This window comes from Mesorhizobium sp. M1399, assembly GCF_040317735.1.
Classification (GTDB): domain Bacteria; phylum Pseudomonadota; class Alphaproteobacteria; order Rhizobiales; family Rhizobiaceae; genus Mesorhizobium.
Genome location: NZ_JAMYKZ010000008.1, coordinates 279,148 through 302,939, shown reverse-complemented (window position 1 = coordinate 302,939; position 23,792 = coordinate 279,148). Strand labels below are relative to the sequence as shown.

The 23,792-nt window shown below is 62.3% G+C and carries 20 protein-coding genes and 1 pseudogene; 8 read left to right on the top strand and 13 right to left on the bottom strand.

Annotation, left to right across the window (positions count from 1 at the left end):
* Positions 1 to 20 precede the first annotated feature (20 nt).
* The gene (putA, locus tag NKH05_RS16550; RefSeq protein ID WP_353025761.1) at positions 21 to 3,632 is read right to left on the bottom strand and encodes a bifunctional proline dehydrogenase/L-glutamate gamma-semialdehyde dehydrogenase PutA; all 3,612 of its coding nucleotides are present in this window, start codon (positions 3,630 to 3,632) and stop codon (positions 21 to 23) included.
* Between the two features lie 162 nt (positions 3,633 to 3,794).
* On the opposite strand from putA, the gene NKH05_RS16545 reads away from it, so the two are divergent.
* The gene (locus NKH05_RS16545) at positions 3,795 to 4,247 is read left to right on the top strand and encodes an Lrp/AsnC family transcriptional regulator (RefSeq protein ID WP_023720000.1); all 453 of its coding nucleotides are present in this window, start codon (positions 3,795 to 3,797) and stop codon (positions 4,245 to 4,247) included.
* Between the two features lie 132 nt (positions 4,248 to 4,379).
* Here NKH05_RS16545 and NKH05_RS16540 read toward each other — a convergent pair whose 3' ends face one another.
* The 3 genes from NKH05_RS16540 to NKH05_RS16530 form a co-directional block, all read right to left on the bottom strand.
* The gene (locus NKH05_RS16540) at positions 4,380 to 4,580 is read right to left on the bottom strand and encodes a hypothetical protein (RefSeq protein WP_031194293.1); all 201 of its coding nucleotides are present in this window, start codon (positions 4,578 to 4,580) and stop codon (positions 4,380 to 4,382) included.
* 128 nt (positions 4,581 to 4,708) lie between these two features.
* Complete coding sequence (locus NKH05_RS16535; protein ID WP_352590205.1) at positions 4,709 to 5,908, bottom strand: cytochrome-c peroxidase; 1,200 nt, start codon at positions 5,906 to 5,908, stop codon at positions 4,709 to 4,711.
* A gap of 7 nt (positions 5,909 to 5,915) precedes the next feature.
* Entirely contained in the window at positions 5,916 to 6,362 is a 447-nt protein-coding gene (locus NKH05_RS16530; RefSeq protein ID WP_352590225.1) for a FixH family protein, read from the bottom strand.
* 158 nt (positions 6,363 to 6,520) lie between these two features.
* Here NKH05_RS16530 and NKH05_RS16525 point away from each other — a divergent pair, with 158 nt between their 5' ends.
* A complete protein-coding gene (locus NKH05_RS16525; RefSeq protein ID WP_352856302.1) occupies positions 6,521 to 7,450 on the top strand; it encodes a sugar kinase in 930 nt (309 codons plus the stop codon).
* Here the strand turns inward: NKH05_RS16525 and NKH05_RS16520 are convergent.
* From NKH05_RS16520 to NKH05_RS16510, 3 genes and pseudogenes are all read right to left on the bottom strand, one after another.
* Complete coding sequence (locus NKH05_RS16520) at positions 7,443 to 8,462, bottom strand: NADP-dependent oxidoreductase (RefSeq protein WP_353025760.1); 1,020 nt, start codon at positions 8,460 to 8,462, stop codon at positions 7,443 to 7,445. The genes NKH05_RS16525 and NKH05_RS16520 overlap by 8 nt on opposite strands.
* 90 nt (positions 8,463 to 8,552) lie before the next feature.
* A pseudogene (locus NKH05_RS16515) lies at positions 8,553 to 9,029 on the bottom strand (alpha/beta fold hydrolase); the annotation flags it as partial.
* A gap of 62 nt (positions 9,030 to 9,091) precedes the next feature.
* A complete protein-coding gene (locus tag NKH05_RS16510) occupies positions 9,092 to 9,907 on the bottom strand; it encodes an oxidoreductase (protein WP_352495973.1) in 816 nt (271 codons plus the stop codon).
* Positions 9,908 to 10,012: 105 nt separating this feature from the next.
* Between NKH05_RS16510 and NKH05_RS16505 the strand changes: the two genes are divergently transcribed.
* Complete coding sequence (locus NKH05_RS16505) at positions 10,013 to 10,597, top strand: TetR/AcrR family transcriptional regulator (protein ID WP_023719992.1); 585 nt, start codon at positions 10,013 to 10,015, stop codon at positions 10,595 to 10,597.
* A gap of 12 nt (positions 10,598 to 10,609) precedes the next feature.
* Here NKH05_RS16505 and NKH05_RS16500 read toward each other — a convergent pair whose 3' ends face one another.
* Positions 10,610 to 11,608, bottom strand: coding sequence for a LacI family DNA-binding transcriptional regulator (locus NKH05_RS16500; RefSeq protein WP_023719991.1), 999 nt, complete (start codon positions 11,606 to 11,608; stop codon positions 10,610 to 10,612).
* 245 nt (positions 11,609 to 11,853) lie between these two features.
* Between NKH05_RS16500 and NKH05_RS16495 the strand changes: the two genes are divergently transcribed.
* The 5 genes from NKH05_RS16495 (at position 11,854) to NKH05_RS16475 (ending at position 16,618) form a co-directional block, all read left to right on the top strand.
* Positions 11,854 to 12,846, top strand: coding sequence for an ABC transporter substrate-binding protein (locus NKH05_RS16495; RefSeq protein ID WP_352715141.1), 993 nt, complete (start codon positions 11,854 to 11,856; stop codon positions 12,844 to 12,846).
* A 131-nt stretch (positions 12,847 to 12,977) separates the two neighbouring features.
* Complete coding sequence (locus NKH05_RS16490) at positions 12,978 to 14,015, top strand: ABC transporter ATP-binding protein (protein WP_023719989.1); 1,038 nt, start codon at positions 12,978 to 12,980, stop codon at positions 14,013 to 14,015.
* Positions 14,012 to 14,899 carry an ABC transporter permease gene (locus tag NKH05_RS16485; RefSeq protein ID WP_023719988.1) on the top strand — a complete coding sequence of 296 codons (888 nt, stop codon included), beginning with the start codon at positions 14,012 to 14,014 and terminating at the stop codon, positions 14,897 to 14,899. Before NKH05_RS16490 ends, NKH05_RS16485 begins: the two co-directional genes overlap by 4 nt.
* Positions 14,892 to 15,683, top strand: a complete 792-nt coding sequence (locus tag NKH05_RS16480; RefSeq protein ID WP_023719987.1) for an ABC transporter permease — start codon at positions 14,892 to 14,894, stop codon at positions 15,681 to 15,683. The genes NKH05_RS16485 and NKH05_RS16480 overlap by 8 nt, the downstream gene beginning before the upstream one ends.
* 14 nt (positions 15,684 to 15,697) lie before the next feature.
* Entirely contained in the window at positions 15,698 to 16,618 is a 921-nt protein-coding gene (locus NKH05_RS16475; protein WP_023719986.1) for a phosphorylase family protein, read from the top strand.
* Positions 16,619 to 17,117: 499 nt separating this feature from the next.
* Here NKH05_RS16475 and NKH05_RS16470 read toward each other — a convergent pair whose 3' ends face one another.
* From NKH05_RS16470 to NKH05_RS16450, 5 genes are all read right to left on the bottom strand, one after another.
* Entirely contained in the window at positions 17,118 to 17,600 is a 483-nt protein-coding gene (locus tag NKH05_RS16470; protein ID WP_245278622.1) for a GNAT family N-acetyltransferase, read from the bottom strand.
* A 187-nt stretch (positions 17,601 to 17,787) separates the two neighbouring features.
* The gene (locus NKH05_RS16465) at positions 17,788 to 19,524 is read right to left on the bottom strand and encodes an adenylate/guanylate cyclase domain-containing protein (RefSeq protein WP_023719984.1); all 1,737 of its coding nucleotides are present in this window, start codon (positions 19,522 to 19,524) and stop codon (positions 17,788 to 17,790) included.
* A 449-nt stretch (positions 19,525 to 19,973) separates the two neighbouring features.
* Positions 19,974 to 20,999: an aldose epimerase family protein gene (locus tag NKH05_RS16460; protein WP_353025757.1), complete on the bottom strand. Its 1,026-nt coding sequence runs from the start codon at positions 20,997 to 20,999 to the stop codon at positions 19,974 to 19,976.
* Positions 21,000 to 21,080: 81 nt separating this feature from the next.
* Positions 21,081 to 22,538: an NAD-dependent succinate-semialdehyde dehydrogenase gene (locus NKH05_RS16455; RefSeq protein ID WP_353025756.1), complete on the bottom strand. Its 1,458-nt coding sequence runs from the start codon at positions 22,536 to 22,538 to the stop codon at positions 21,081 to 21,083.
* Between the two features lie 170 nt (positions 22,539 to 22,708).
* On the bottom strand, positions 22,709 to 23,659 hold the full coding sequence (locus tag NKH05_RS16450) for an AEC family transporter (protein ID WP_353025772.1): 951 nt from the start codon (positions 23,657 to 23,659) through the stop codon (positions 22,709 to 22,711).
* Positions 23,660 to 23,792: the final 133 nt, after the last annotated feature.

Here is a 23,792-nt window from a genome sequence, read left to right as displayed (position 1 = left end):
GAGCGAGCCCTGGCGAAACCCTATGCCGCGGCCAGCAGGCTGGCATTGCCGCCCGCCGCCGTGGTGTCGACGCAGACGGCGCGCTCGTGCGCATAGGCGGCCGGATAATACACTTCGCTGACCAGCGGTACGATCGGGCCGGCGCGGTCGGCGATGACCTTGCGCACGATGCGCGCGGCCTCGGGCATACCGGAAAAGGCGACGACATCGACCCGCAGCGAGCGCGCTTCGACCGGGTCCGGACGGCCGTCGATCGCCGCCAGCGGCAGGCCCTTGCCGGTCAGCGCCGACAGTGCCGCAGGCGCGCCAGGTGCGACGGCGAGCACGGCATTGCCGGCAGCCAGCGCCTGGATCGTCTGCGCAAGCAGGGTATCCGCGTCGGGACCGAGGCACAGCACGCGCCCGCGCGGCGACAGCGACAGCGTGTTGGCCTCGCCGGTCGGCCCGGGCAGGTCGACCTGGCCGAAATCGATGCCGGCGGCGGCACCGATGGCCGCGGCACCCTTGCCGCGCAGATGTTTCCTCAGGATGGCGACGCGATCCGGCCGCGTCGACCAGCCGCCAAAGGCCGGGTCCGGCAGATTGTCGGCGAGCTCGGTCGCCGTCACCTTGCGGCCTTCGGCAAGATGGGTGCCGGCCTCCGGCCCCTTGCGGAAGCGCCGGAGATAATGTGGCCCGCCCGCCTTCGGTCCGGTGCCGGAAAGCCCCTCGCCGCCGAAGGGCTGCGCCCCGACGACGGCGCCGATCTGGTTGCGGTTGACGTAGATGTTGCCAGCATGGATGCCGTCGACGAAATGCTGCGCGCGGCCTTCGATGCGGGTGTGCAGGCCGAAGGTCAGGCCGTAGCCCTTGCGGTTGATCGCGGCGATCACCGCATCGATCTCGTCGGCATCGAAGGTGGCGACGTGCAGCACCGGGCCGAACACCTCGCGTTCCAACTCCTCGATGCTCTTGACCCGAAAGACGTGCGGCGCGACGAAGCGGCCGTCCTTCGGCGCTTCGAGCTTGGCGATCAGCCGGCCCTGCAGGCCCATTTTCGTGCAATAGTCGCGGATCGACGCTTGTGCCTCGTCGTCGATGACCGGGCCGACATCGGTCGAGATCCGCCAGGGGTCGCCGAGGCTGAGCGCTTCCATAGCGCCTTTCAGCATCTCCAGCATCTTCTTCTCGACGTCCTTCTGCACGTAGAGAATGCGCAGTGCCGAGCAGCGCTGGCCGGCGCTCTGGAAGGCGGAGGCGAGGATGTCGCGCACCGCCTGTTCGGGCAGCGCCGTGGAATCGACGATCATGGCGTTGAGGCCGCCGGTCTCGGCAATCAGCATGGCGTCGGGCGCGGCGGTCTCGGCCAGCTGCTTTTCGATCAGCTTGGCGACCTCGGTCGAGCCGGTAAAGCAGACACCGGCAATGCGCGGATCGGCGGTCAGCGGGCCGCCGACCGAGGGACCGTCGCCGGGCAGAAGCTGGATGACGTCTTCCGGCACGCCGGCCTCGCGCAGCAGCTGGACGGCGCGGAAGGCGATCAGCGGCGTCTGCTCGGCCGGCTTGGCGATAACGGAATTGCCGGTGACCAGTGCCGCTGCAATCTGGCCGGTGAAGATGGCAAGCGGAAAGTTCCACGGCGAGATGCAGGCGATGGCGCCACGCGCCTCGGTGCCCGCCTCGGCATTGGCGGCCTCGGCCGCATAGTAGCGCAGGAAATCGACCGCCTCGCGCACCTCGGCAACGCCGTCGGCCAGCGACTTGCCGGCCTCGCGGGCGGCGAGCGCAAAGAACTCGACGGCGTTCGCCTCATAGAGATCGGCCGCGCGGTTGAGGATGGCGGCGCGCTCGGCGACCGGGCGTCTTGCCCATACCGGTTGTGCCTCGACGGCGATGCGCACGGCGGTCTCGACCTGCTTGGCGCCGGCCTCGCTGACCGTGCCGACCACTTCCGAAGGTTTTGCCGGATTGACCACCGGACGCTGCTTGCCGTAGCCGGCGGCGCGGCTGACCGGCTTGGCGTGCCAGCGCTCCGGCCCGGCGAACTCGGCCCTGGCCTTGTCGATCGCCGCCAGCGTCAGCGTGTCGGTGATATCGAAACCCTTGGAGTTGCGCCGGCCGGGGCCAAAGATCGCCGACGGCGGCACGATCGCCGGATTGGCGGCGGGGCCTTGTTTCTCCACCGTTTCGAGCGGGTCGCGGGCAATGTCCTCGGGCTCGACCTCCTCGTCAGTGAGCTGGTGGACAAAGGAGGAATTGGCGCCGTTCTCCAGCAGCCGGCGGACCAGGTAGGCGAGCAGGTCGGAATGCGCGCCGACCGGCGCATAGATGCGGCAGCGCGTGCCTTCGGCCCGCCGCACCGTCTCATGCAGCGCTTCGCCCATGCCGTGCAGGCGCTGGAACTCGAATGTATCGCGCTCCGTCGTCATCGACAGGATGGCGGCGACGGTGTGGGCATTGTGAGTGGCGAATTGCGGATAGATACGGTCGGTCATCGACAACAGCTTCTTCGCGCAGGCCAAGTAGGAGACGTCGGTGTTGGCCTTGCGGGTAAAGACCGGATAGCCGTCGAGCCCGAGCGTCTGCGCCCGCTTGATCTCGGTGTCCCAATAGGCGCCCTTGACCAGCCGCACCATGATGCTGCGGTCGTATTTCCTGGCCAGAGCGTAGAGCCAGTCGATGACGAAGGCGGCGCGCGGTCCATAGGCCTGGACGACGACGCCAAAACCGTTCCAGCCGGCAAGCTCCGGCTCGGCCAACACCCGCTCGATGACGTCGAGCGACAAATCGAGGCGGTCGGCTTCCTCGGCGTCGATGTTGAGCCCCATGCGCGAATGGCGCGCCGCCAGCGCCAGCGACAACAGCCGCTCGGCCATCACCGGCAGCATCTTTTCTTTCTGGGTCACTTCATAGCGCGGATGCAGCGCCGACAGCTTGACCGAAATACCGTGGTTCTGGCGGATGTCGGGGCCGTTGGCGCCGGCATCGAGCGAAGAGATGGCTTCGGCATAGGCCTTGAGATAGCGCAGCGCGTCGGCCTCGGTGCGGGCCGCTTCGCCCAGCATGTCGAAGGAATAGAGATAGCCCTTCTGCGTCATCGGCCGGCCGCGCCTGACGGCCTCGGCGATGGTGCGGCCGAGCACGAACTGCTCGCCCATCTCGCGCATCGCGGCGGCGACTGCCTTGCGGATGACCGGCTCGCCCAGCCGGCGCACCATGGCGCGTAGCGTGCCTTCGATGCCGCCCTCGCCTTCGTCGAGCACGCGGCCGGTCAGCATCAGCGCCCAGGTCGATGCATTGATGAAGATCGAGCTCGAACCGCCCGAATGCGCCGACCAGTCGTGCGGCACAATCTTGTCGGCGATGAGGTCGTCCATCGTCTCGGTGTCGGGCACCCGCAGCAGCGCTTCGGCCAGGCACATCAGCGCCACGCCCTCCTTGGTCGAGAGGCCGTAGGCGGACAGGAACACTTCCATCAGCCGCGGATCGGACGAGCCGCGCACCGCCCGCACCAGATCGGCGGCACGGGCCGAAATCGCCTTGCGATCGTGCACGGACAGCCCGGCCGCCTCGGCCAGCCGCTTCACCGCCTGGTCTTCGTCGGGCAAATAATTGGCACGGATTTGCTGGCGGATGGTGTCGAGCGCTGGCATGGCGGTCCTGTAGAGCGAGCATAAGGAAGCGGGCCGGCGGTCACCGGACCGAATGGCGCAAGCTAACATAAGTAGGGATTTCGTCCGGTCCAAAGAAATCGACAGGACAGGTCGATTGATCTATCATTATGGCCAATCACCTCCAATTCGACCAGGAATCCGATGGCAGAAGACCAATTGGACCGCATCGACAGAAACATCCTGTCGGCCCTGGGCAGCAACGGCCGGCTTTCCATGTCAGAACTGGCGGCAAAAGTCGGCCTGTCGAAGACGCCGGTGCAGGCGCGGGTGAAGCGGCTGGAGAAGGACGGCTTTATCAGGGGCTACCAGGCGATCGTCGACCGCGAGCGCATGGGCGAAGGCCATGTCGCCTTCGTCCAGGTGAAACTGTCCGACACCCGCTCGGCCGCGCTCGACGCCTTCAACCGCGCCGTGCAGACGGTGCCGGAGATCGAGCAGTGCCACATGATGGCATCGAGCTTCGACTATCTGCTGAAGGTCCGCACCACCGACATCGCCGCCTACCGGCGCGTGCTCGGCGAACGCATCTCGGCCTTGCCGCACGTCGCCCAGACCTCGACCTTCGTGGCGATGGAGACGGTGAAGGATCGGTAGGCGCTCACTGATATCTCGTCAGCTCATCCGGCTCGTTCAAGACGCTCCTGAAATTGCTCCTCGATCGCCCTCAGGAAATGGTCGGACGTCGATGTCCATCCAAAGAGTATCTGCACGAGCGTAATCGAGGCGTCATGATTGCTCCTGGGTGCATCCGACGCGATGGGCGGTGGGGCGGACAGCCCGCTGAATCCCGGAAATGTCGATTCCGGCTCTGTCGAACATCCCGCCTTTCGAGCCGAAGTCATTCTGCATGTCCACGACGAGAACTGCGGTCTTGGCGGGGTCAATTGAAACAGGTTGAGGCTTGGCGTCGATTTCAAGTGGCTGCATTTTATCCTCCCACAGCCTGAGGTATCGCACTTTGCGCCTTGGTTATCGTGAGCAGCGACCCTGCATCGTGTCAACGTTATTTGGCGGCCCAAGACGGTGGTCCGCTCTTGTCGCACACAAACCCGGCCTCACTCCGCCAGCGTCTTCAAAAACGCCACCAGAGCCGCGCGTTCGCGGTCCGAAAGCTGCAGCGGGTGGATCTCGGATACACCTTCGACACTGGCCGGCGCCTTGGAATAATGCGCCACCACTTCGTCCAGCGAGGAAAACTGCCCGGCATGCATGTAGGGCGGCCGGGTGGCGGCACCGCGCAGCGACGGCGTCTTATACCCACGAATGAGTTCCGGCCCGGCCTTGACCATGAAGCGCAACTCGCGGCAGGCGCTGGCATCACCGTCGCGAAAGGTGCCGAAACAGTTGAACGGATCGGCCTCGACCTGCGCCACCGCGTCGACGCGGCCGCGATCCGGCGGCAGGCCCGCGACAGGCGGCACGCCGGTGTTGTGAAAACTGCCGTCGGTAAAACGCGGGCCATTGTGGCAGGTCACGCAATTGCCCTTGCCGATGAACAGCTTCAGGCCGAGGATTTCCTCCGGCGAAAAGACGGCGTCGCCTTGCGGCTCGGCGCCCACCGCAAGATCGGTAGCAAAACGGTCGAAGCGTGTCTGCGGCGGCGCGATCGAGCGCTCGAAGGCGGCGATCGCCTTGCCGATATTGGCAAAGACGCGATTGACCTCCTCGGCTTGCGCCTCCGGCATGGCGTTCCAGGCCGCCCTCTCGGCATCGGTGCCGAGCGGGCTGGCATTGGCCGGCACACCCGAAAGGTCCGGCAGCGGCCCGAAGATGCGCTCGTAGCGCTCGCCGAAACGGGCCTTGATGTAATGCGCGAAGGCGGCGCGGTTGCCGGCGTGCTCCAGCGGATTTTCGAGCGGCGTCAGTGCTTGCGCCCACAGGCTGTCGCGCCGCCCGTCCCAGAAGAACCAGGGATCATGCGCGACGCCGGCCAGCGGCATGGTACGCCGGTTGGTGCGGCCGACGCCGACCGCTTGCGGCAGGTCGTCCTGGAACTGGCGGTCGATCTTGTGGCAGGTCGAGCAGGATACGGTGCCGCCGCCGCTCATCCCGGTGTCGAAGAACAGCGTCGAACCGAGTGCCGCGGCGGCCGGCACGTCGGCAAAGCGATTGGTCGTGTCGGGCTTCAGCGGCGGCAGCTTGGACAGCGTCAATGAGGCGACGGTTTGCTTCTCGGCGTCGGAAAACTCCGGCCTGCCGCAGCCGGCGAGCACGGCCACCATCACCAACGCGAGAAGACTGGAAAACCGGCTCATCTATGGCTCACAGCACCACGTTGAAGACGACAGTGTCCGAACCGGCCGCGGCGGAAATAGCAAAATGCAACTGCCACCACCCGCTCATCGTGAATTTCACGCCGTCGATGCGATAGCGTCCTGCGCCGAGGTAATCGGTCGCCTGCGGGCTGGTCGGCAGACCGTGCTTGTGCTGCGGCATGCCGCCGGAAATCGTTATCGCAGCACCTTCCACCGGCGCACCCTCGACGGTTTTCAATGTGAGCAGCCAGGACTCCAGTTCGCCCTGCCGGATGACGCCTTTCTCGGGCTCGAAAGTCGCCACGAACAGCTTGTTCGCCGTCGTCCTTGAACGGCCGACGTCCGAGCTTGGTTGCGGCGCATGCGGCGCCGTCAGATAGACGACGGCCAGCACACCGGCGAGCAAGGCAGCCAGGCCGAAGCCTCCAAGAAGATAACGCCATAACGATGCCAAACCCATTCCTGTTCTGCGGATAACGATTCGCTGGGCAGATCGCGTCCCACGCCCCTGTGGGAAATCGCGCCCAGCGCAAGAATCCGCCGTCGCCAAGCATGGCGCTGCCGGCCGCAAAAAGCTACAGCACCGCAATTGCACGGATGGAGGAGTACTTCATGGCAGGAAACGGCGTCGCCTCGATCGGCGAGTGCATGCTCGAGCTTTCGGGCCAGGCCGGGCCGAACTGGCGCATGGGCTTTGCCGGCGACACGTTCAACACTTTATGGGCGCTGCATGCCTTGAGCGGCGAGCGGCCGGCGACCTATGTCTCGGCCTTCGGCGACGACCCGTTCTCGGGCGACCAGATCAAATTCCTCGCCGAAAACGGCATCGGCGTCGGCGCCAGCCCGGTGATAGCGGGCGCCCGCCCCGGCCTCTATGCGATCACGCTGACCGGCGCCGAACGTTCGTTCACCTATTGGCGGGCCGATGCGGCCGCGAGGCAGTTGGCTTCGGACCCAGCCGCTTTACAGAAAAGCCTTGAAAACCAGGCGCTGGTCTATTTTTCCGGAATCACTTTGGCAATCCTCGACGAGGGTGCGCGCAAGGTACTGCTGACGGCCATGGCCAAGGCGCGCGCGGCCGGCTCGCTGATCGCCTTCGATCCCAATTACCGGCCGCGGCTGTGGCGCCAAAGCGAGGAAGCGCAGGCCGCGATCCTCGAGGCGCTCGCCGTCGCCGACATCGCGCTACCCACCTTTCCCGACGAACAGATGCTGTTTGGTGATACGACACCGCAGGAAACAGCCGAACGGCTGCGAAAGCTGGTCGGCGAGGTCGTCGTCAAGAACGGCGAGGAACCGGCGCTGATCGCGCAAAACGGAACCTTGCAAACCGTGCCGGCGGTACACGTCGCCACCCCGGTCGACACCACCGGCGCCGGCGACTCCTTCAATGGCGCCTATCTCGCCGCCCGCCTTGCCGGCCATGCGCCGACTGAGGCGGTGCAGCGCGCCCATCGCGTCGCCGCCGCCGTCGTACAGGTGCGCGGCGCCCTGGCGCCGTTCGAGACGCTCAGGGCTGCGTTCGAGGCAACTGCTATCTGACCTTGATGACGACCTTGCCCTTGGCGCGTCCTGTTTCGACATAGGCCAGAGCCTCATTGGTCGCTTCGAATGGAAAGACCCGATCCAGAACCGGGCGGATCGCGCCGGATTCGATTAGGGAGGTGATTTTGCTCAGCTGATCGCCCTGCGCCCACATGAAAAGGAACGAAAACTGCACGGCACGGCGCTTGGCTTTGGCCCGAATTCCGCGGCTCAGGAAGCGCAGCACCAGCCTCAGCATAAAATTCAGTCCCTTTTCCCTGGCAAACTCGGAATCCGGTGGACCCGAGATGGAGATGAGCTTGCCACCCGGTTTCAGCACGCTCAGGGATTTTTCGAGCGTCTTGGCGTCCTGGCTGTTCAAGACGACATCGTAGCCCGACAGAACCTTGTAGCACGACAGAACCTTCTCGAAGTCTTCTTGCCTGTAGTCGACGACAACATCGGCGCCGAGACTTTTCACCAGATCGGCACTCGACGCGCTCGCGGTTGTCGCAACGGTCGCGCCGAGGTGCTTGGCCAACTGAATAGCGAATGTTCCCACGCCCCCGGAACCAGCCTGGATGAAGACCTTCTGTCCCTTCTTCAGGTTTGCCCTGTCGATAAGCGTCTGCCAGGCGGTGAGACCGACCAGGGGAATCGAGGCCGCCTCTTCCATGCTGAGATTCTCAGGCTTCAAGGCCACATCGGCTTCATCCATGGCGATGAACTCGGCGAATGTCCCAATCCGGCCATCGCGCGGCCGCGCATAGACATCGTCGCCGGCCTTGAACTTGCGGACTTTCGATCCCACGCGGATAACCTTCCCAGCCACGTCATGGCCCAGGATGAAGGGCCGGCGATAGGGCAGGATGAGCTTGAATTCTCCGGTTCTGACCTTGGAATCGAGCAGGTTCACCCCTGCGGCATGAACCTCGACCAGGACATCGCTGTCCTGGAGCTGCGGCTCCGGCATTTCGGCCAGCCGCAGAAGGCCCTTTTTATTATATTTATCGACAACGAATGCCTTCATGGCAGTTACTTTCTAAGAATGTCTGTTGGTGTTCCGCGACAAAACAAGCCGAACGTTTTCAGTTGCATGGCCGCCCTGCGGCAAGACCTCAGCCTCGAGGAAGGACAGGGCTTTCGGGACGAAATCGGCGTAGTTCTGAACTACCCCGCCATGCCCGGCATCCGGATAGATAACCAGATGCGCCCCTGGGATACGCCCGGCGAGATCGTAGGTATTGCTGCTCGGCACCATCCTGTCCTGGTCGCCATTCGCAACCAAAGTGGGAATGCGGATAGCGCTCAGGTCTTGCGGCGCCTGGAGTCCGTAGGCCTTGATCGCCTTGAGTTGCGCGCCGAAGGCGCTCAGCGATACCGCCTTGTCCCGGTTGGACCGGCGCTCTTTCAGCCGTTGCAGAAATGCGTTTGCGGCGCGGCGCCCATTCGGCGTCGTTGTGAAGAAGAGATAGTATTTCGGATCCCGCAAAGTCAGCGCGCCCTTGATCATGTCCACGATCGTCAGCGGCGTCACCTTGTCGATGCCTTCGCCACCGGCCGGCCCCTTGCCAGCCAGGATGAGTTTGCGCACAAGGGCCTGACCAAATGTGTTGTGGTTGCTAGTCGCATATGCGCGAAATCCCCTGGCTCTGTTGTTCAGACCGGCAAGCGGAACTGCTTGCGCAGGCTCTTGTCGAACATCCCCGCGGGGGCAAAGCGGCGCAGCAGGCTGACCTGGCGCGCTGCCTTGCCAGCGGTGTAACGCCGTCGCGGACGGGCATCGGTCGCCGCCTTGACGACCACATTCGCCACCACTTCCGGCCGATCGGCTATCGGCATCACATCGCCCAGCAACGCCTTGAGCCCGGCTCGAGCCCGATCGTATTCCTTCAACAGCGAATCCGGCTCGATGCCGTTCTGGTCGAAGACGGTGCGGACGAATGCCGGCTCGATGACGGAAACGCGGACGTTGAAGGCGCGCACCTCGTGGTCGAGCGATTCCGAATAGCCTTCGAGCGCGTGCTTGACTGCCGAATAATGCGCTGAGTATGGCGCGGGTACCAATCCCAGAATGGAGCCGATATTGATGATGCGCCCTTGGCCGCGCCGCCGCATCGACGGCAACACTGCGTTGGTCATCCGCATGACGCCGAACAGATTGACGTCGAACAGGGCTTGTACCTGTGCGACCGAGGATTCCTCGGCACCCCCTAGCAGGCCGACACCGGCATTGTTGACCAGGAGATCGATCCGGCCGGTCTGCGCGAGCACGGTGGCAACGAGCGCAGTGACGGCCGCATCATCGGTCACGTCGCATGCCAGCATGGTCACCCCTTCCGGGCCATTACTGGTCTTGCGGCGACTTGTGCCAAAGACAGTGAACCCCGCCCGCGCCAAGGCCTCGGCGCTGGCGCGGCCAATGCCCGAGGAGGCTCCGGTCACGATTGCGGTTTTTTCAGAATTCCCATTCATTTTTGATGTTCCAGGTTCGAGAGGTCTAGCTTATTTCCACGAATTGAATTATGGTCGTAATATCAGATTATGAGCATAATGCAATAGCAGGGCAGGAAAGAAGACATGCGCTACGAAAAGGGCCGAAAAGACGCGTCACGCAGCCGGATCATGGAGGTCGCCGCCGAACGTTTTCGATCTGACGGCATCGCGGCGTCCGGGCTGGCGACCATCATGAGCGACGCCGGGCTGACGAACGGGGCCTTCTATCCGCACTTTCAGTCCAAGGCGGAGCTCGTCCGTGAAAGCGTGGCGGCGGCCCTGGACGCGCAGTCGCAGCAAGTGCAGGAAGCGTTGGCCGCCGGCGGTCCGGAAATGGCCATAGGGGCATATCTATCGGCCGAGCACCGGGACAATCCTGGAAAGGGCTGCGCTTCGGCCGCGCTACTGCCGGAAATAGCGCGGCAGCCGCCTGAAACGCGGGCCCTCTATGCCGAACGCGCCCAATCCCTGGTGCGTCAGATAGCCGACGCTCTGCCGCCGACCAATGATCCAGAGGGCGTTGCGTTGGGTGTGTTTGCAACGCTCATCGGCGCGCTTCAACTGGCCCGCGCCCTGGAAGGGACGGAATTGTCGGATCGCATCCTTGCAGCGGGAGCAGCTGCCGCAAAGGCGCTGATCCGGCCGGTTCAAGACGAGGTGGCCCCCTGACGGCAGCCCGGACTATTCGGCCGGCTCGAATCTGCCTTGCACCAAGACTGTCTCCACCGGCCCAAGCGGATTGATGATCCGGCTCTCCAGGACTTCGATAAGTTTGCGTCCAACACCCGCCATATCCACGGAATGAACTCCGATCTTTGCCGGCAGGAAACGTGCCAGCCGCGTGCTGTCACGGGTGACGATGTGGACGTCGCGGCCTGGTGTAAGACCCCGCTTGCCGAGGGCGTGCAACGCTCCCAGAAGGCCCAGTTCGTTGGCGCACGCCAAGCCCGTCGGCGGATCTGATGACGCCAGCAAGCGATCGAACCAGCCTGCGCTCGATTCCATGGTGAACATGCCATGACCGATCAGCGATTGGTCGATCGGAATACCGGCCTCGGCCATTGCCCTTCCATACCCGGAAAGACGCATGGCACTCGCTTGGTCCTCCGGAACGAGAAGTTGCAGCGCAATGCGTCGACAGCCCTTATCCATGAGCCGCCGGGTCGCCTCGTAGGCAATCTGTTCATTGTCGACATCGACATAAGGATACGCGATATCCAGGTCGGTTCTTCCAAACGCGACGAATGGCATGCGTTTATCCAGCAGCAGCTTGACGCGCGGATCAGCCGACACCAGGCGTGTGATGATCAGGCCGTCTGCGCTGCGCGCCTGGAGCTGCCGCTCCACACTCTCGACGGGATCGTCGTCGGGAGTGGTGGAATAGATGGACAGACTATAACCGGCTTGCCGCGCCGCCAACGTCATGCCTTCGATTAAAGGAAGCTTCAACAGATCGGACAGATGATCTCGTGTCTCCATCGGGAGTACTGCCGTCAGCGTCTGCGTTCGACCGGTTTTGAGCGCGCGACCATGATGATTTGGTAAATAGCCGACCCGCTTAGCCGCCTCCTTGACGCGGGCTATGGTCGAGGGCTGCACTTCCGGCCCATCCTTCAGAGCGCGGGATACCGTGGTCACCGAGAGGGAAAGTTCCGCCGCGATCTGCTTTAGATTGGCCATTGTTCGCCCGACTTCGTTTGCGAAAGCGCCGGCTGATTTTGCTGACCGCCAACGTTACCGGATTCGACATCCCGGTCAATCCAAACTCCCGCAGGAAGCAGCTTGACTCCAGCGCATTCAGATGCAATCGTAACGTTACGATTACAAAATAATGGCACTTTTGAGCGACATTTGGATAAAGTTGGGGAGGAGAACCTATGTCCTGGCTACGCATTTCCTTAACAGCATTCGCAATCTCGGCTGCCTTGCCCGTCCATGCGCAAACAGTCACCATCACGACCGCAGGTGGCGATTATGGCAACGCCATGAAGGAAGCCATGTGGGGGCCTGCTGCAAAAGAGCTCGGCTATGATGTCCGCGAGGAGACCCTAAGCGACGGCCTAGCCGCCTTGAAGATGCAGGTCACATCGGGTGCGGTCACGACCGACGTCATTCACCTGGGCTCACCGGAAGGTGCCCAGGCGGCCGCACAATCGCTGCTTGAGCCACTCGACTACAAGATCATCGATCCGAAATCCGTGCCGGAGGGTGCGAAGTCCGACTACTGCTATCCGTTCGACTCCTACGGCACCGTCATGTCGTGGAACACCAAGACCTATGGCCAGAACCCGCCGAAGACGTGGGCGGAATTCTGGGATGTTGCCAAATTTTCTGGCCGGCGCGCGTTGCGCGCCAATGCGCAAGACTCGATCGAGATCGCGCTTCTCTCCGATGGCGTGGCACCCGCGGACGTCTATTCCGTGCTCAGCACGCCGGAAGGGCTAGAGCGCGCCATCAACCGGCTTGAAGCGATCAAACCAAATGTCGCCGTGTGGTGGACCTCGGGAGCTCAGTCCGCGCAGTTGCTGAAAGATGGTGAGGCGGATTTGGTCATTACCTGGAACGGACGGGCTCAAACCGTGAAAGCAGATGGCGGCGCGGCTGACTACACGTTCAAGGGTTCGGTCATCGGCACGGACTGCCTTGGGGTGCCGAAGGGAGCGCCGAACAAGGAAGCCGCGATGAAGCTCATCGCAGCGATGACGCAGCCTGCGCGAGTTGCGAAGCTGACCGATTTCATTGCCTACGGCCCAGTCAATCCTGCGGCATATGAGGGTGGCCTTATTCCCGAGGACCGTCTGAAGACCCTTGCGACCGCGCCTGAAAATGCTGGCACGTCGGTGTTTTCGAATTCAGAATGGTGGGTCAAGAATGGCGAGGCTGCCCAAAGAGCCTTCGATGAAATGATGGCCCGCTGACTCTCAGCTCTAATGCATATCGCGCAAAAGTGTGCAGCGGTTTTGCGACAACAACATGCATGAAAACAAGAACCTAAAGCGTGTCGCGTGAGGCCGGTCGAAGGCGACGCGCCTTAAGGCTGGAGCACATGATGAAGTCGCTCGCGATCACCATCGAAAGCGTGCACAAGGCTTATGGATCCTACGTCGCACTGGATGATGTTTCGCTCGACATTCAGGCTGGCGAATTCCTCACGCTGCTAGGGCCATCGGGATCGGGCAAGACCACGTTACTCATGGCTCTGGCCGGTTTTGTCCGGCCGGATTCCGGTAAACTTCTCTTGGGCGATCGAGACATCACCCGCCTGCCGCCCAACAAACGAGACATTGGCATAGTATTCCAGAATTACGCCCTGTTTCCCCACATGAATGTCCTGGCGAACGTCGCGTATCCGCTGGTGCTGCGCAAGATACCGAGAGCGGAGGCGCGTCAGCGGGCGCTTGATACCTTGGCCCGCGTGAAGCTGGATGGCCTGGCGGAGCGCAATGTTGCCGCACTATCCGGCGGCCAACGTCAACGGGTGGCATTGGCGCGGGCTATCGTCTTCGAACCGCGCGTGATGTTGATGGACGAGCCGCTGTCGGCGCTCGACAAGAATCTGCGCGAGACCATGCAGTATGAGATCCGGCGCCTGCATGATCATCTAAGGATCACCACAATCTATGTGACCCATGACCAGCGCGAAGCGCTGATTATGTCTGACCGGATTGCGGTGATGAACTCTGGCCGCATCCAGCAGATAGATACGCCGCAGCGAATTTATGATCGTCCATCGACCCGCTTCGTCGCGGAGTTCATGGGCGAGGCTAACATTGTGGCGCCAGGCTCAGCACGCAGAATCGACGGCGCCGAACCATCACGCGAAACTCTGATGATCCGCGCCGAAAGCTTCCATCTTGATGCGAAGCTCGTCGGGGGAAACGGAGTGGCTCTCGAAGGAATACTGCGCGCCAAAGCGTTCCGCGGCGAAAACTGGCTTTTGACGCTGGCGCTTGACGGTGGGCAAGAGGTTCTTGTCTGCATTCCGGCAGCGCTGGCCGGCGGCTGCGCCGAGCTTGCCGCCGGTCAGCGGATGACCGCATATGCACCAGCAGCGAAGGTTCACGCCATACCGGGAGCGACGGCGTGACCGTCGTCCGGGATCCGGCGCTCGCTGCGGATGCACGGCGCGAGCGGCGGTTTTTTCTTTCACTTTCGCTCCCGGCGCTGTTCATCGTTGGGCTGGCGGCGATACTGCCCATCCTTTGGATCATCCGGCAGTCCTTCCTGACCACCGCGGGTGAGTACACCGTGGGCAATTACCAGAAGGTCCTTTCAAGCGGACTGACATGGTCGGCGCTCGTCACGACCCTCGAACTGTCCCTGGGTACGCTGGCGGCCTGCATTCTTCTCGGCACCCCCCTGGCGCTGGCTCTGGCCAGCGTCAGACCAAGGGTGGCCAACGTGCTGATGGCGTTCGTCATGCTGCCGCTGTGGACCTCCATTCTGGTGCGTACCTATGGTTGGCTCGTGCTCTTGCGGCGCGATGGCCTGATCAACGCGGCTTTGACCGGTTCAGGCCTGACGGCGGAGCCATTGCCGCTGGTCTACAACTTCACCGGAACGCTCATCGGCATGGTGCACTACATGCTGCCGCTCTTTCTGCTGCCGGTTTATGCTGCGATGCGCGATATCGACCCAAATCTCATTCGCGCGGCGGCGAGCATGGGAGCCACTCTCAGGCAGGTCATCCGCACGGTCATTTTGCCGCTATCGGCGGGCGGCATCTTCTCGGGTTCGATCATCGTCCTCATCTACGCCATAGGTTTTTTCATCACGCCGGCGGTGCTTGGCGGCGGCAAGGTAAATCCTCTCTCTACCCGGATCGAGCGTACACTATCGACCTTTCAGGACTGGGGGTCGGCGAGCGTCCTGGGCATTCTGCTCCTCGTTCTTATGGCGCTGATCGGTGTGATGTTGCTGGCGGCACGCCGCCTGGTGGCCCAGAACACAGTGGAAGCCCCCCATGCTTGAAGCCTATCCGCAAAACAGGCTCGCCCGCATTTTGCTCTGGAGCTTTGCCGCTCTTGTCATGGCATTTCTGATGCTGCCAACGCTCGTGGTGGTGCCGCTTTCCTTTTCGGCGTCGAATCTCCTCGAGTTTCCGCCGCACGCCTACTCGTTGCGTTGGTATGAGAACTTCTTCGGCTCGGCAACGTGGATGGCTGCGCTCAGAACGAGTTTGATCCTTGGGACATTGACGGCGTTGATCGCGGTGCCGTTTGCGCTGCTCGCCTGCATTTCAATGAATCGGCTGGGCGGAAAAACCGCTGCGATCATCCAGAGCGTCCTGCTAACCCCCTCGATCACCCCGGGTATCCTGCTTGCGATCGGTCTCTTCTTTGTCTTGGCTGCACAACATCTGATCGGAACGCTATTCGGTGTGCTGGTCGGACATGTGGTGCTGGCCGTTCCGGTCGCCTGCATTGTGTTGCTGCCGGCTCTCGCCCGCTTTGACTGGAACCAGGTCCAGGCGGCGCGCAGCCTCGGTGCAAACTGGGCCAGAGCCATTGGCGGAATAATCGTTCCGCAACTTCGGATCAGCTTGCTGTCGGCGACATTGATGGCGTTCCTGACTTCGCTCGACGAGTCTGTGATTTCGATCTTCATCGCAAGCGGTCGCAACAGCACGATGCCGAAGCTTATGTTCCTGTCGCTGCGCGATCAGATCGATCCGACCATTGCGGCGATCTCGACATTGTGGACCGTCATCGTCGTGGCCGTGGTCCTGATTGTGACCCTTCGCCAAAAATCCTGACCGAGACTGGAAACATGCCCACCAATCACCATGCAGCCGACGATCTGACGGATCATTCGACGGACATCCCTCAGGTAGGGTTGGCCATCATCACCGGGTCGGCAAACTGGGGGCTTGCCTTCCCGGAAGATGTCGAATTCGATGGTGTGCGCACGTTGCGGCGCGACATGAGTTTTGAAACGCCTTTCGGTCGTACCGACAACTGGAAGCTGCTCGAGTTCGATGCGTCCATCACAGCCGAAGGGAGAGCAAAACGTGCGTTGTGCATGTATTCGCACGGCAATCCCCGCGACCGTATCGACCATTCCTGCCATCGCCGCGCGTTCTGGGTATTGATGCGGGCGGGTGTACGGCAAGTTCTCGCCTGCTCGACTGTAGGCGCCGTCAACAAGGCGATCCAGCCGGGCGACATGGTGGTGACCGCCGACATCATTGAACTGACGCAGACCCCGTTTTCACTGCTTCCTGACCGCCAGAGCTTTGACTGTTCGGGCAAGCAAATCGTGTGTCCAAGATGTGCGGCGGTTCTGGTCGAAACGGCCCGCCGTCATTGGCCAGCCGAATGCCGCGTTTACGGCATCGAACAGCAGTTGGTGGCTGCCCATTGTTATGGGCCCCGACTGACAACGCCAGCCGAAGCCTTGGCGTATCGGGGCATGGGTGCGGATGTCCTCAACCATTCCATCGCCCCTGAGGCGACCTTGTCGCGCGAGATCGGCGCGTGTTTCGTGCCTTGCGCATTCGTGACGGCGGGCTTCAACGACTATATGGATCGCAATCGCCAGAAATTGCTGCAGGAGGACGTGCTGCCCAGTCTCTCCATGACAGCCTCGCGGGTCGCGCTGGAGACCGCCGCGCGACTTCCCGCTGATCCGGAATGCTCCTGTCACGGCTTGAAGTCGCCTCAGCCGAAAGAACGCTCCAGCCGGTTCTGAGACGACCTTGGTGCGCCGGATAGCTGAAGCTCTGCCACCGACCAAGAATCCCGAGGGCGCTGCATTGGGCGTGTTTGCGACGTTCGAAACGCTGAGGGCGGCGTTTGAGGATTAGGGTCAAAACTCAATCAGACTGGCTGCCGCCAATGGCCCAGATGGGCGGAACTTGCCGTTTGAATTAGTCGGCGGGAATGAGCACAGAGCGCCATTTGCTGACAATCATGGCGCTTCAGCATTGCGCTCGTTCTCGCTACGACCTGATGCGGACCCGAAGCGGATGGTCGTTTGATCCGGTTAAACTCAACGCGCCACCCGACCACATGCGCCATCTCGAGACGTTCCCGAAAACCCCCACGTCGGTCGCGACTCGACCATGGAGCGGAAGTACAGGCGAAGTACTGTTTCGTTCGAGATGGCCTGGTTCAATCTCCAGCATCCTCCTCCTGCCATACTGGCCGGAGCGAGTGCCGGCCGCGAGCGAGTGGCCTTTGAGCGTAGCTCAGAGCGTCTTGCTCATCATCAGGATCGGAACCGGAGCGCCGCCACGGTCATCGACGAATTTCTCGGCGGGTTGGTAGCCGCAGGCTCGATAGAGCGGCTCTCCTGCCATCGTGGCTGCCAGATCGGCACGGCGGAAGCCCTCAGCCTTAGCGGCACGTTCACACAGCGAAAGGATAAGGCGGCCGACGCCTCGCCGGACAAAGTCCGGATGCGTATACATGGCTCTGATACGCGCCGCGTCCGTGGCTGGATCAAGCAGTGCCGCGTTGCGTCCCGGTGACTGATCACCACCATACATGGTCGTGCGCCGGCTCCAGCCACCGCAGCCTGCCAGGACGCCGGCGTGCTCCACGACGAAATAGGTGCCATCATCGACAAGCTGCGTGTCCAGCCCCATGATTGCGCGGCTGGATCGGATCTGGTCATCGTCGAGAAACGGTTTCTGGAGTTCGGAGATCGCTGCATCCATGAGCGCAATCATGGAGGCGAGGTCCTCGCGTCGCGCTATCCGGTGCCGAAAGTCTTCACTGGCCATGTTCAAGCACACCATGAGGCGAAACAAACGCACGATATGGCGAATTTCGTTCCGTCAGAAGACCAAAATGTTCGCTGCTGCGGCAGCCTTGGGACGCCTGTCGACAGCAGGCCGAAGGTATAACCAATGACAGTCATTCTGGCAGCCCCGCCATGCGATAACCTTCCACGATATGCCGGCGCACGTCTTCGGCTGGGAATGGCTGCGAATCCGACCAGTGCCGGATAGTGAAGTGCGGATTGCTTATCATGAACATTTTCGCCTCCCAGCGCGCTTCCTCCAAACGGCCAAGTTGCGCAAGGCTTGCTGCAAGCAGGCGTCGTGAAGTCGTGCGATAGGTTTCGGGCCTGCGCAGCGTTTGGATCGCGGATTCGTAGTCGCCCATGGCATATTGGGCCTGGCCCAACATCCAGTAATACCAACCGGGCGGGTGAGGGTTGAGTCGCAGTGCCCTGCGGACCTGCTCTATGGCTTCGGCAGGTCGCCCCTTTTCAGTCGTCAACTCGGCCCGCATCGCCCAAGCGTCGGCGTGGTTGGGGTCCAGCTCGTGGGCAGCATCGAATTCGGCATCCGATTCCACCCAGCGACTCTCATGTCCCAGTATGACGCCCAATACCCATCTGTTCCCGGCGTCGTTCGGGTCGAGTTCGACCGCCAGCTGTGCTTCGGCGAGCGCTCTTGCGCGGTTGGGGTCCATCGGTTCGTCCCAGAACTCCCAGCCCAGCCAGAGGTTGAGTGCCAGCCAACGGTGCGCCTCCGCGTATTCCGGGTCGAGCGCGATTGCCCGGTTCAGCAGCAAAATGGCCTCTTTCGCGGTGAGCGCCGTTTGCAGGCCAAGGGCCCGGGCACGCACACAGAGATCATAGGCCTCCAGGTTGCTCGGTCTGTTGCGCGCCGGCGCGGTGGTCAGGCGGCCAACCAGAGCCTCGACAATCTTGCCGGTCACCTCGTCCTGAACGGCGAAGATATCTTCTAGGCTCCGGTCGAATCTTTCGGCCCAAAGGTGGTCACCCGCGATCGCGTCGATCAGTTGGGCGTTGATACGAACCCGTCCAGCGGCCCGCCGTGCACTACCTTCAAGAAGATGGCGAACTCCCAGTTCTCGCGCGATGCGACGCACATCCACGTGCCTGCCTTTGTATGCAAATGCCGAGTTGCTGGCGATGACGAACAACTCGCTTGTCCTCGACAGATCCGTGATCAAGTCTTCGGTGAGGCCATCGACAAATGCCTCCTGCTCCGGATCATTGCTCATGTTCGTAAAGGGCAGGACGGCAATGGAGGGCTTGGCGGGGAGCTGCAGAGGCGCTTTCTCCGCGAGCCCGCCATCGTCCGATGCGGTCGACAGCCGGATCCGGTAGACAGACACTGGTTCGGTGACGTTCTTGATCGCTTGCGGACCAAGTTCGTCGAAGCCGCAATCGAGCTTCCGCTTGACTTGGTCGTAGACGCTGCCGGACACACAGACATCTCCTGCCCCGGCCATTGCCTGGAGCCGCACTGCGACAATGACGCCGTCGCCGAACAGATCGCCGTCCTCGACAACGACATCGCCCAGATTGATGCCGATATGCAGGTAGATTCTCCGGTCGGCGGTCACACCCTCGTTTGCGGCCGCCATCCGCTTCTGAAGGTCCACGGCGCATGACACGGCGTTCACCGCGCTTCCGAACTCGACCAGAACGCCATCACCCATTACTTTCACAATACGGCCATGACGGTCGCGGACGAGTGGTTCGAGGATTTCCTTCCTCGTCCTCCTTAAAGCGGCCAACGTTCCTTGCTCGTCCAGGTCCAGAAGTCGACTGTAGCCCACCACGTCGGCAGCCAATATGGCGGCAAGGCGGCGTTGGGCGCGTTCTTCGGCCATTTCGCGTTGCTTTCATTGAAAGCAGAAAAGCGAATTTTATGCCGCCCATTTCAAAAGTCTATCAGGTTGACTTCGAGGCTCGATCGCCAAGCAGCTACATAGGGTGATCGCGCCTGTCGATTGTCCCCACTGGGGCCACGACTTGCGCTTGGGGCTCGTCTTGGAGAAGGTCAGCAAGGGGTCAGTGCCGAGTGCCGCGAATGTCGGCTATCGCGCAGTGAAATGGGCTGACGAAGGGCAGCTCAGGGTCAACTTGCGTCGTCAGGGCTCTCGGCGTCAAAGGTCCGAGAGGGTTCGGAGTCGGTCGTTCAGAGTGATTGCGTTTTGACTCCAGAGCGCCGCGCGTCATTGGACGCGCAAAGGACGCTATAACACTTTGAATTTTGCATGATCCTTTCCGAACCGGAGGTCAGCGCAGCAAAACCATGCCGGTTTCCGGGGGTCATGCCCTAAGGCAGCCTGAACCGGTATTCCGTCACGTGATGGTAGATCTGGCCCGGCCACAGCGTGGCTTGCGGGAAATACGGCCGGTTGGGCGCATCCGGCCAGATTTGCGGTTCCAGGCAGAGGCCTGAAAACGCCTTGTACTGGCGTCCGCCCAGTCCAGGCGAAGACGGCGCCAGATACTGGCCGGTATAGAGCTGGACGCCCGGCTCGGTGGTCCAGAGCTCCATCTCGACGCCGGAATTCGCGCCTTGCGCCCATGATGCCTGCTTCAGCGGCCCGCGCGTCGAGGCGAGGCAGAAATTCTGGTCGTAGGGGAGCTGTTCGCCCTCGGTCTCCATGCGCAGCGGCCGCGCCTGGCGAAAGTCGAAAGGTGTGCCGTCGACCGGCTTGACCGTGCCTGTCGGAATCAAATCGGCGTCGACAGGAAGATAGGCGCCGGCATTCAGCATCAGCCGGTGGTCGAGAATGTCGCCGGCGCCGCCGTCATCCAGGTTGAAATAGGAATGCTGGGTGAGGTTGCAGAGCGTCGGCTCCTCGCAGGTGGCGGTCAGTTCGATGCTGAGCGTGCCGGGGATCTTCAGCCGGTAGGTGCAGGTCACGTCGAGCGCGCCGGGAAAGCCCATCGTGCCGTCGGGGTCATGCAGGGTCAGCGTGACAAAATCCCTGCCATGCAGCGAAACCGCCCAGGCTCGTCGCGAAAAACCTTGCGAACCGCCATGCAGCGTATGCTTTTCGAGGAAATTGCGCTCGGTCTGGTAGCGTTTGCCGGCAAGCGTGAAGCGGCCGTCGCGGATACGGTTGGCGTAGCGCCCGACGACAGTGCCGAAGAAGGCCTTATCCGTCTCATAGTACTGGAAACGATCATAGCCGAGCACCAATGGCGCCTCGTGCCCGGCCAGGTGCAGATCCTGGATGATCGCGCCCAGGCCGATAATGTTGGCGGTAAGGCCGCCGCCACGGATGGTGAAACGGCGGACTTCCTCGCCCGCCTGCGTCGTGCCGAAAACCTCGCCGTCCTTCATCGCCATGCTCGCAAGTTCGTTGCTCGACGCCAGCCTGGCCTTTCCGAAGCGGCCCAGGATCGTTTTCGGTATTACCGCATGAGGCTTCTAAAGACCAAGTCCGCCGATGCAGACATACTTGGTGTCGAGATAATCCTCGATGCCCTGATGGCCGCCTTCCTTGCCGAGGCCCGATTCCTTGACGCCGCCGAACGGCGCTTCAGGGGTGGTGATGAGCCCTTCATTGACGCCCACCATGCCGTATTTCAACCCTTCCATGACCCGGAACGCGCGGCCGAGATCGCCGGTGTAGAAATAGCAGGCCAGGCCGAACTCCGTGTCGTTGGCGAGTGCTACGGCCTCTTCCTCGGTCTCGAACTTGAACACCGGCGCTACCGGGCCGAAGATCTCTTCCTTCATGAAGCGCATCTTCGGCGTCGCATTGGCGATCACCGTCGGCTGGAAGAACGAGCCGCCGAGCGCGTGGCGCGCGCCGCCGGCGACGACCTTGCCGCCTTTGGCAGTAGCGTCGGCAATCAGCTCCTCGACCTTCTCCACCGCCTTCTCATCAATCAGCGGTCCCTGCTGGACGCCGTCTTCGAGGCCGGAACCGACCTTCAGCCCGTTGCTCGCAGCAGCCAGCTTTTGGACGAACTGGTCGTAGATGCCTGCCTGCACCAGGAAGCGGTTGGTGCAGACACAGGTCTGGCCGGAATTGCGGTATTTGGCGGTGATGGCACCAGCGACTGCCCGCTCGATGTCGGCGTCGTCGAAGACGATGAACGGCGCATTGCCGCCGAGCTCCATCGACACTTTCTTGACCGTCACCGACGACTTCTGGATCAGGATCTTGCCGACCTCGGTCGAGCCGGTGAAGGTGATCTTCTTGACCAGCGGATTGGCACAGATCTCGTCGCCGATCTCACCTGCAGCGCCGGTCAGGATATTGATCACGCCTTTCGGGAAGCCGACTTCCTCGGCAAGCGCGCCCCAGGCAAGCCCCGAATAAGGCGTCTGCGACGCCGGCTTGACCACGGCGGTACAGCCGGCGGCAAGCGCCGGACCAAGCTTGCGGGCCAGCATCGAGGATGGGAAATTCCACGGCGTGATGGCGGCGATGACGCCGACCGGCTCCTTGGTCACCAGAATGCGGCGGTCCGCCCAGGGTGACGGAACGACGTCGCCATAGGTGCGGCGGCCCTCTTCGGCGAACCACAATATATAGGACGCGGCCGAGCCGATCTCGCCCTTCGATTCGAACAGCGACTTGCCCTGCTCGATGGTCAGCAGTTCGGCCAGCACATCCTGATTGTCCATCATTGCGTCGTGCAGCTTGCGCAACAGCTTCGAGCGTTCGAGCGCGGTGGTCTTGCGCCATGTCTTGAAGGCAGCGTCGGCGGCTTCGATGGCGCGGCGGGTCTCGGCCTTGCCCGATTTTGGCACGGTGCCGATCTTGAGGCCGGTGGCAGGATTGTTGACGTCGACCGTCTGGCCTGAATCGGCCTGCACCCATTCGCCATTGATGAGATTGGCCTGCCGCATGAAATGGCTGGTTTTCTGAAGCATGATCTCGCCTCCGTTCGGCACCTGGCGGGCCGGTCGCTGATTTCGTGAATGGACGTGCGCGATAGCATCGCTAGAGCCACTGCTCTTAGCCCAGGGCAAGCCCCGCAAGCAATCACAAGATGGCATATAGGGTTTAGGCCAGCCAAAGCGAGAGCGATCCCGCCGGGCTCTTATCCAAAAATATGGACGACCACTGTCAGCCAAAACGCAGTGGTCACGACCGCACTGGCGGTGGCGATGGTCATCTGGTTCGATGCCAGCGCCTGGCCGGTGTTGAACTGCACGGCAATGAGATAGGAATTGATGCCGGACGGCAACGCCGCAACCATGACCGCCACTTTGGCGGTCAATGGCGGCAGGCCGATCAGCCAGACCAGGCAAAGAACCAGTGCTGGCATCAGGAACAGTTTCAGCGCCGACAGCGCCAGCGCCGGGCGGACATTGCCGGAAATACCGAAACGGCGCAGGCTTAGCCCCATGGCAAACAGCGCCACCGGGGCGGCCGTGCCGGCCAGCGCGTCGCTCAACCGCGTCGCAAGCGCTGGCAGCGGCGCACCGGTGAAGCGCCACGCGAGCCCGGCCAGTATGCCGATGATCAGCGGGTTGATGAATACCCTCCTGAGAAAGCTCGTGATGACGCGGAGCGGATGCACAGGCTCGCTGCCGCCGCGGCCGAACATTTCGAACAGGATGATCGAGGCCATCATCATCACCGGCAGGTGAATGGAAACCAGCAGCGACAGCACTTCGAACCCGGCCGGGCCGAACACGCCGATGATGAAGGGAGCACCGAGCAGGACGACATTGGAATAGGACGACGACACGCCGCCGACGACGCCGGCGCGTGCGTCTCGTCCGAAGATGCGCGTAATGACCAGATGGCCGGCAGCCCAGGTAAGCGCCACCGCTGCGAAATAGGCGCCCCACAGCGACCACGGCGCCACGCCGTGGAAATCCGCCTTTATCATGGTCTGGAACAGCAAAAGCGGCATTGCCACGTTGATGGCGAATTCGGATACGCCCTCGCCGCTCGCCGGCTTCAAATAGCCGGTCAACCCGGCAAGATAGCCGAGCCCGACGAGACTGAAGACGAAGAGGACGGTTTCGGTAAGCGGAGACATTTTTGCCGTGATAGGCGAGCCCTGATCGCGGCGCAATCGCCCTTCCCTCGCGAATGTACCAGCCAACAATCCGGCCGCTCGGATCTTGCCCGAATTTGCTCATGGTTGGATGGCAGCGCTATACAGGGTTGTC

Bases quoted from the DNA above. Each gene is read 5' to 3' on its own strand.
- putA (WP_353025761.1), bottom strand. From the start codon at position 3,632: ATGCCAGCGCTCGACACCATCCGCCAGCAAATCCGTGCCAATTATTTG.
- NKH05_RS16545 (WP_023720000.1), top strand. From the start codon at position 3,795: ATGGCAGAAGACCAATTGGACCGCATCGACAGAAACATCCTGTCGGCC.
- NKH05_RS16540 (WP_031194293.1), bottom strand. From the start codon at position 4,580: ATGCAGCCACTTGAAATCGACGCCAAGCCTCAACCTGTTTCAATTGAC.
- NKH05_RS16535 (WP_352590205.1), bottom strand. From the start codon at position 5,908: ATGAGCCGGTTTTCCAGTCTTCTCGCGTTGGTGATGGTGGCCGTGCTC.
- NKH05_RS16525 (WP_352856302.1), top strand. From the start codon at position 6,521: ATGGCAGGAAACGGCGTCGCCTCGATCGGCGAGTGCATGCTCGAGCTT.
- NKH05_RS16520 (WP_353025760.1), bottom strand. From the start codon at position 8,462: ATGAAGGCATTCGTTGTCGATAAATATAATAAAAAGGGCCTTCTGCGG.
- NKH05_RS16510 (WP_352495973.1), bottom strand. From the start codon at position 9,907: ATGAATGGGAATTCTGAAAAAACCGCAATCGTGACCGGAGCCTCCTCG.
- NKH05_RS16505 (WP_023719992.1), top strand. From the start codon at position 10,013: ATGCGCTACGAAAAGGGCCGAAAAGACGCGTCACGCAGCCGGATCATG.
- NKH05_RS16500 (WP_023719991.1), bottom strand. From the start codon at position 11,608: ATGGCCAATCTAAAGCAGATCGCGGCGGAACTTTCCCTCTCGGTGACC.
- NKH05_RS16490 (WP_023719989.1), top strand. From the start codon at position 12,978: ATGAAGTCGCTCGCGATCACCATCGAAAGCGTGCACAAGGCTTATGGA.
- NKH05_RS16480 (WP_023719987.1), top strand. From the start codon at position 14,892: ATGCTTGAAGCCTATCCGCAAAACAGGCTCGCCCGCATTTTGCTCTGG.
- NKH05_RS16475 (WP_023719986.1), top strand. From the start codon at position 15,698: ATGCCCACCAATCACCATGCAGCCGACGATCTGACGGATCATTCGACG.
- NKH05_RS16470 (WP_245278622.1), bottom strand. From the start codon at position 17,600: ATGATTGCGCTCATGGATGCAGCGATCTCCGAACTCCAGAAACCGTTT.
- NKH05_RS16465 (WP_023719984.1), bottom strand. From the start codon at position 19,524: ATGGCCGAAGAACGCGCCCAACGCCGCCTTGCCGCCATATTGGCTGCC.
- NKH05_RS16460 (WP_353025757.1), bottom strand. From the start codon at position 20,999: ATGGCGATGAAGGACGGCGAGGTTTTCGGCACGACGCAGGCGGGCGAG.
- NKH05_RS16455 (WP_353025756.1), bottom strand. From the start codon at position 22,538: ATGCTTCAGAAAACCAGCCATTTCATGCGGCAGGCCAATCTCATCAAT.
- NKH05_RS16450 (WP_353025772.1), bottom strand. From the start codon at position 23,659: ATGTCTCCGCTTACCGAAACCGTCCTCTTCGTCTTCAGTCTCGTCGGG.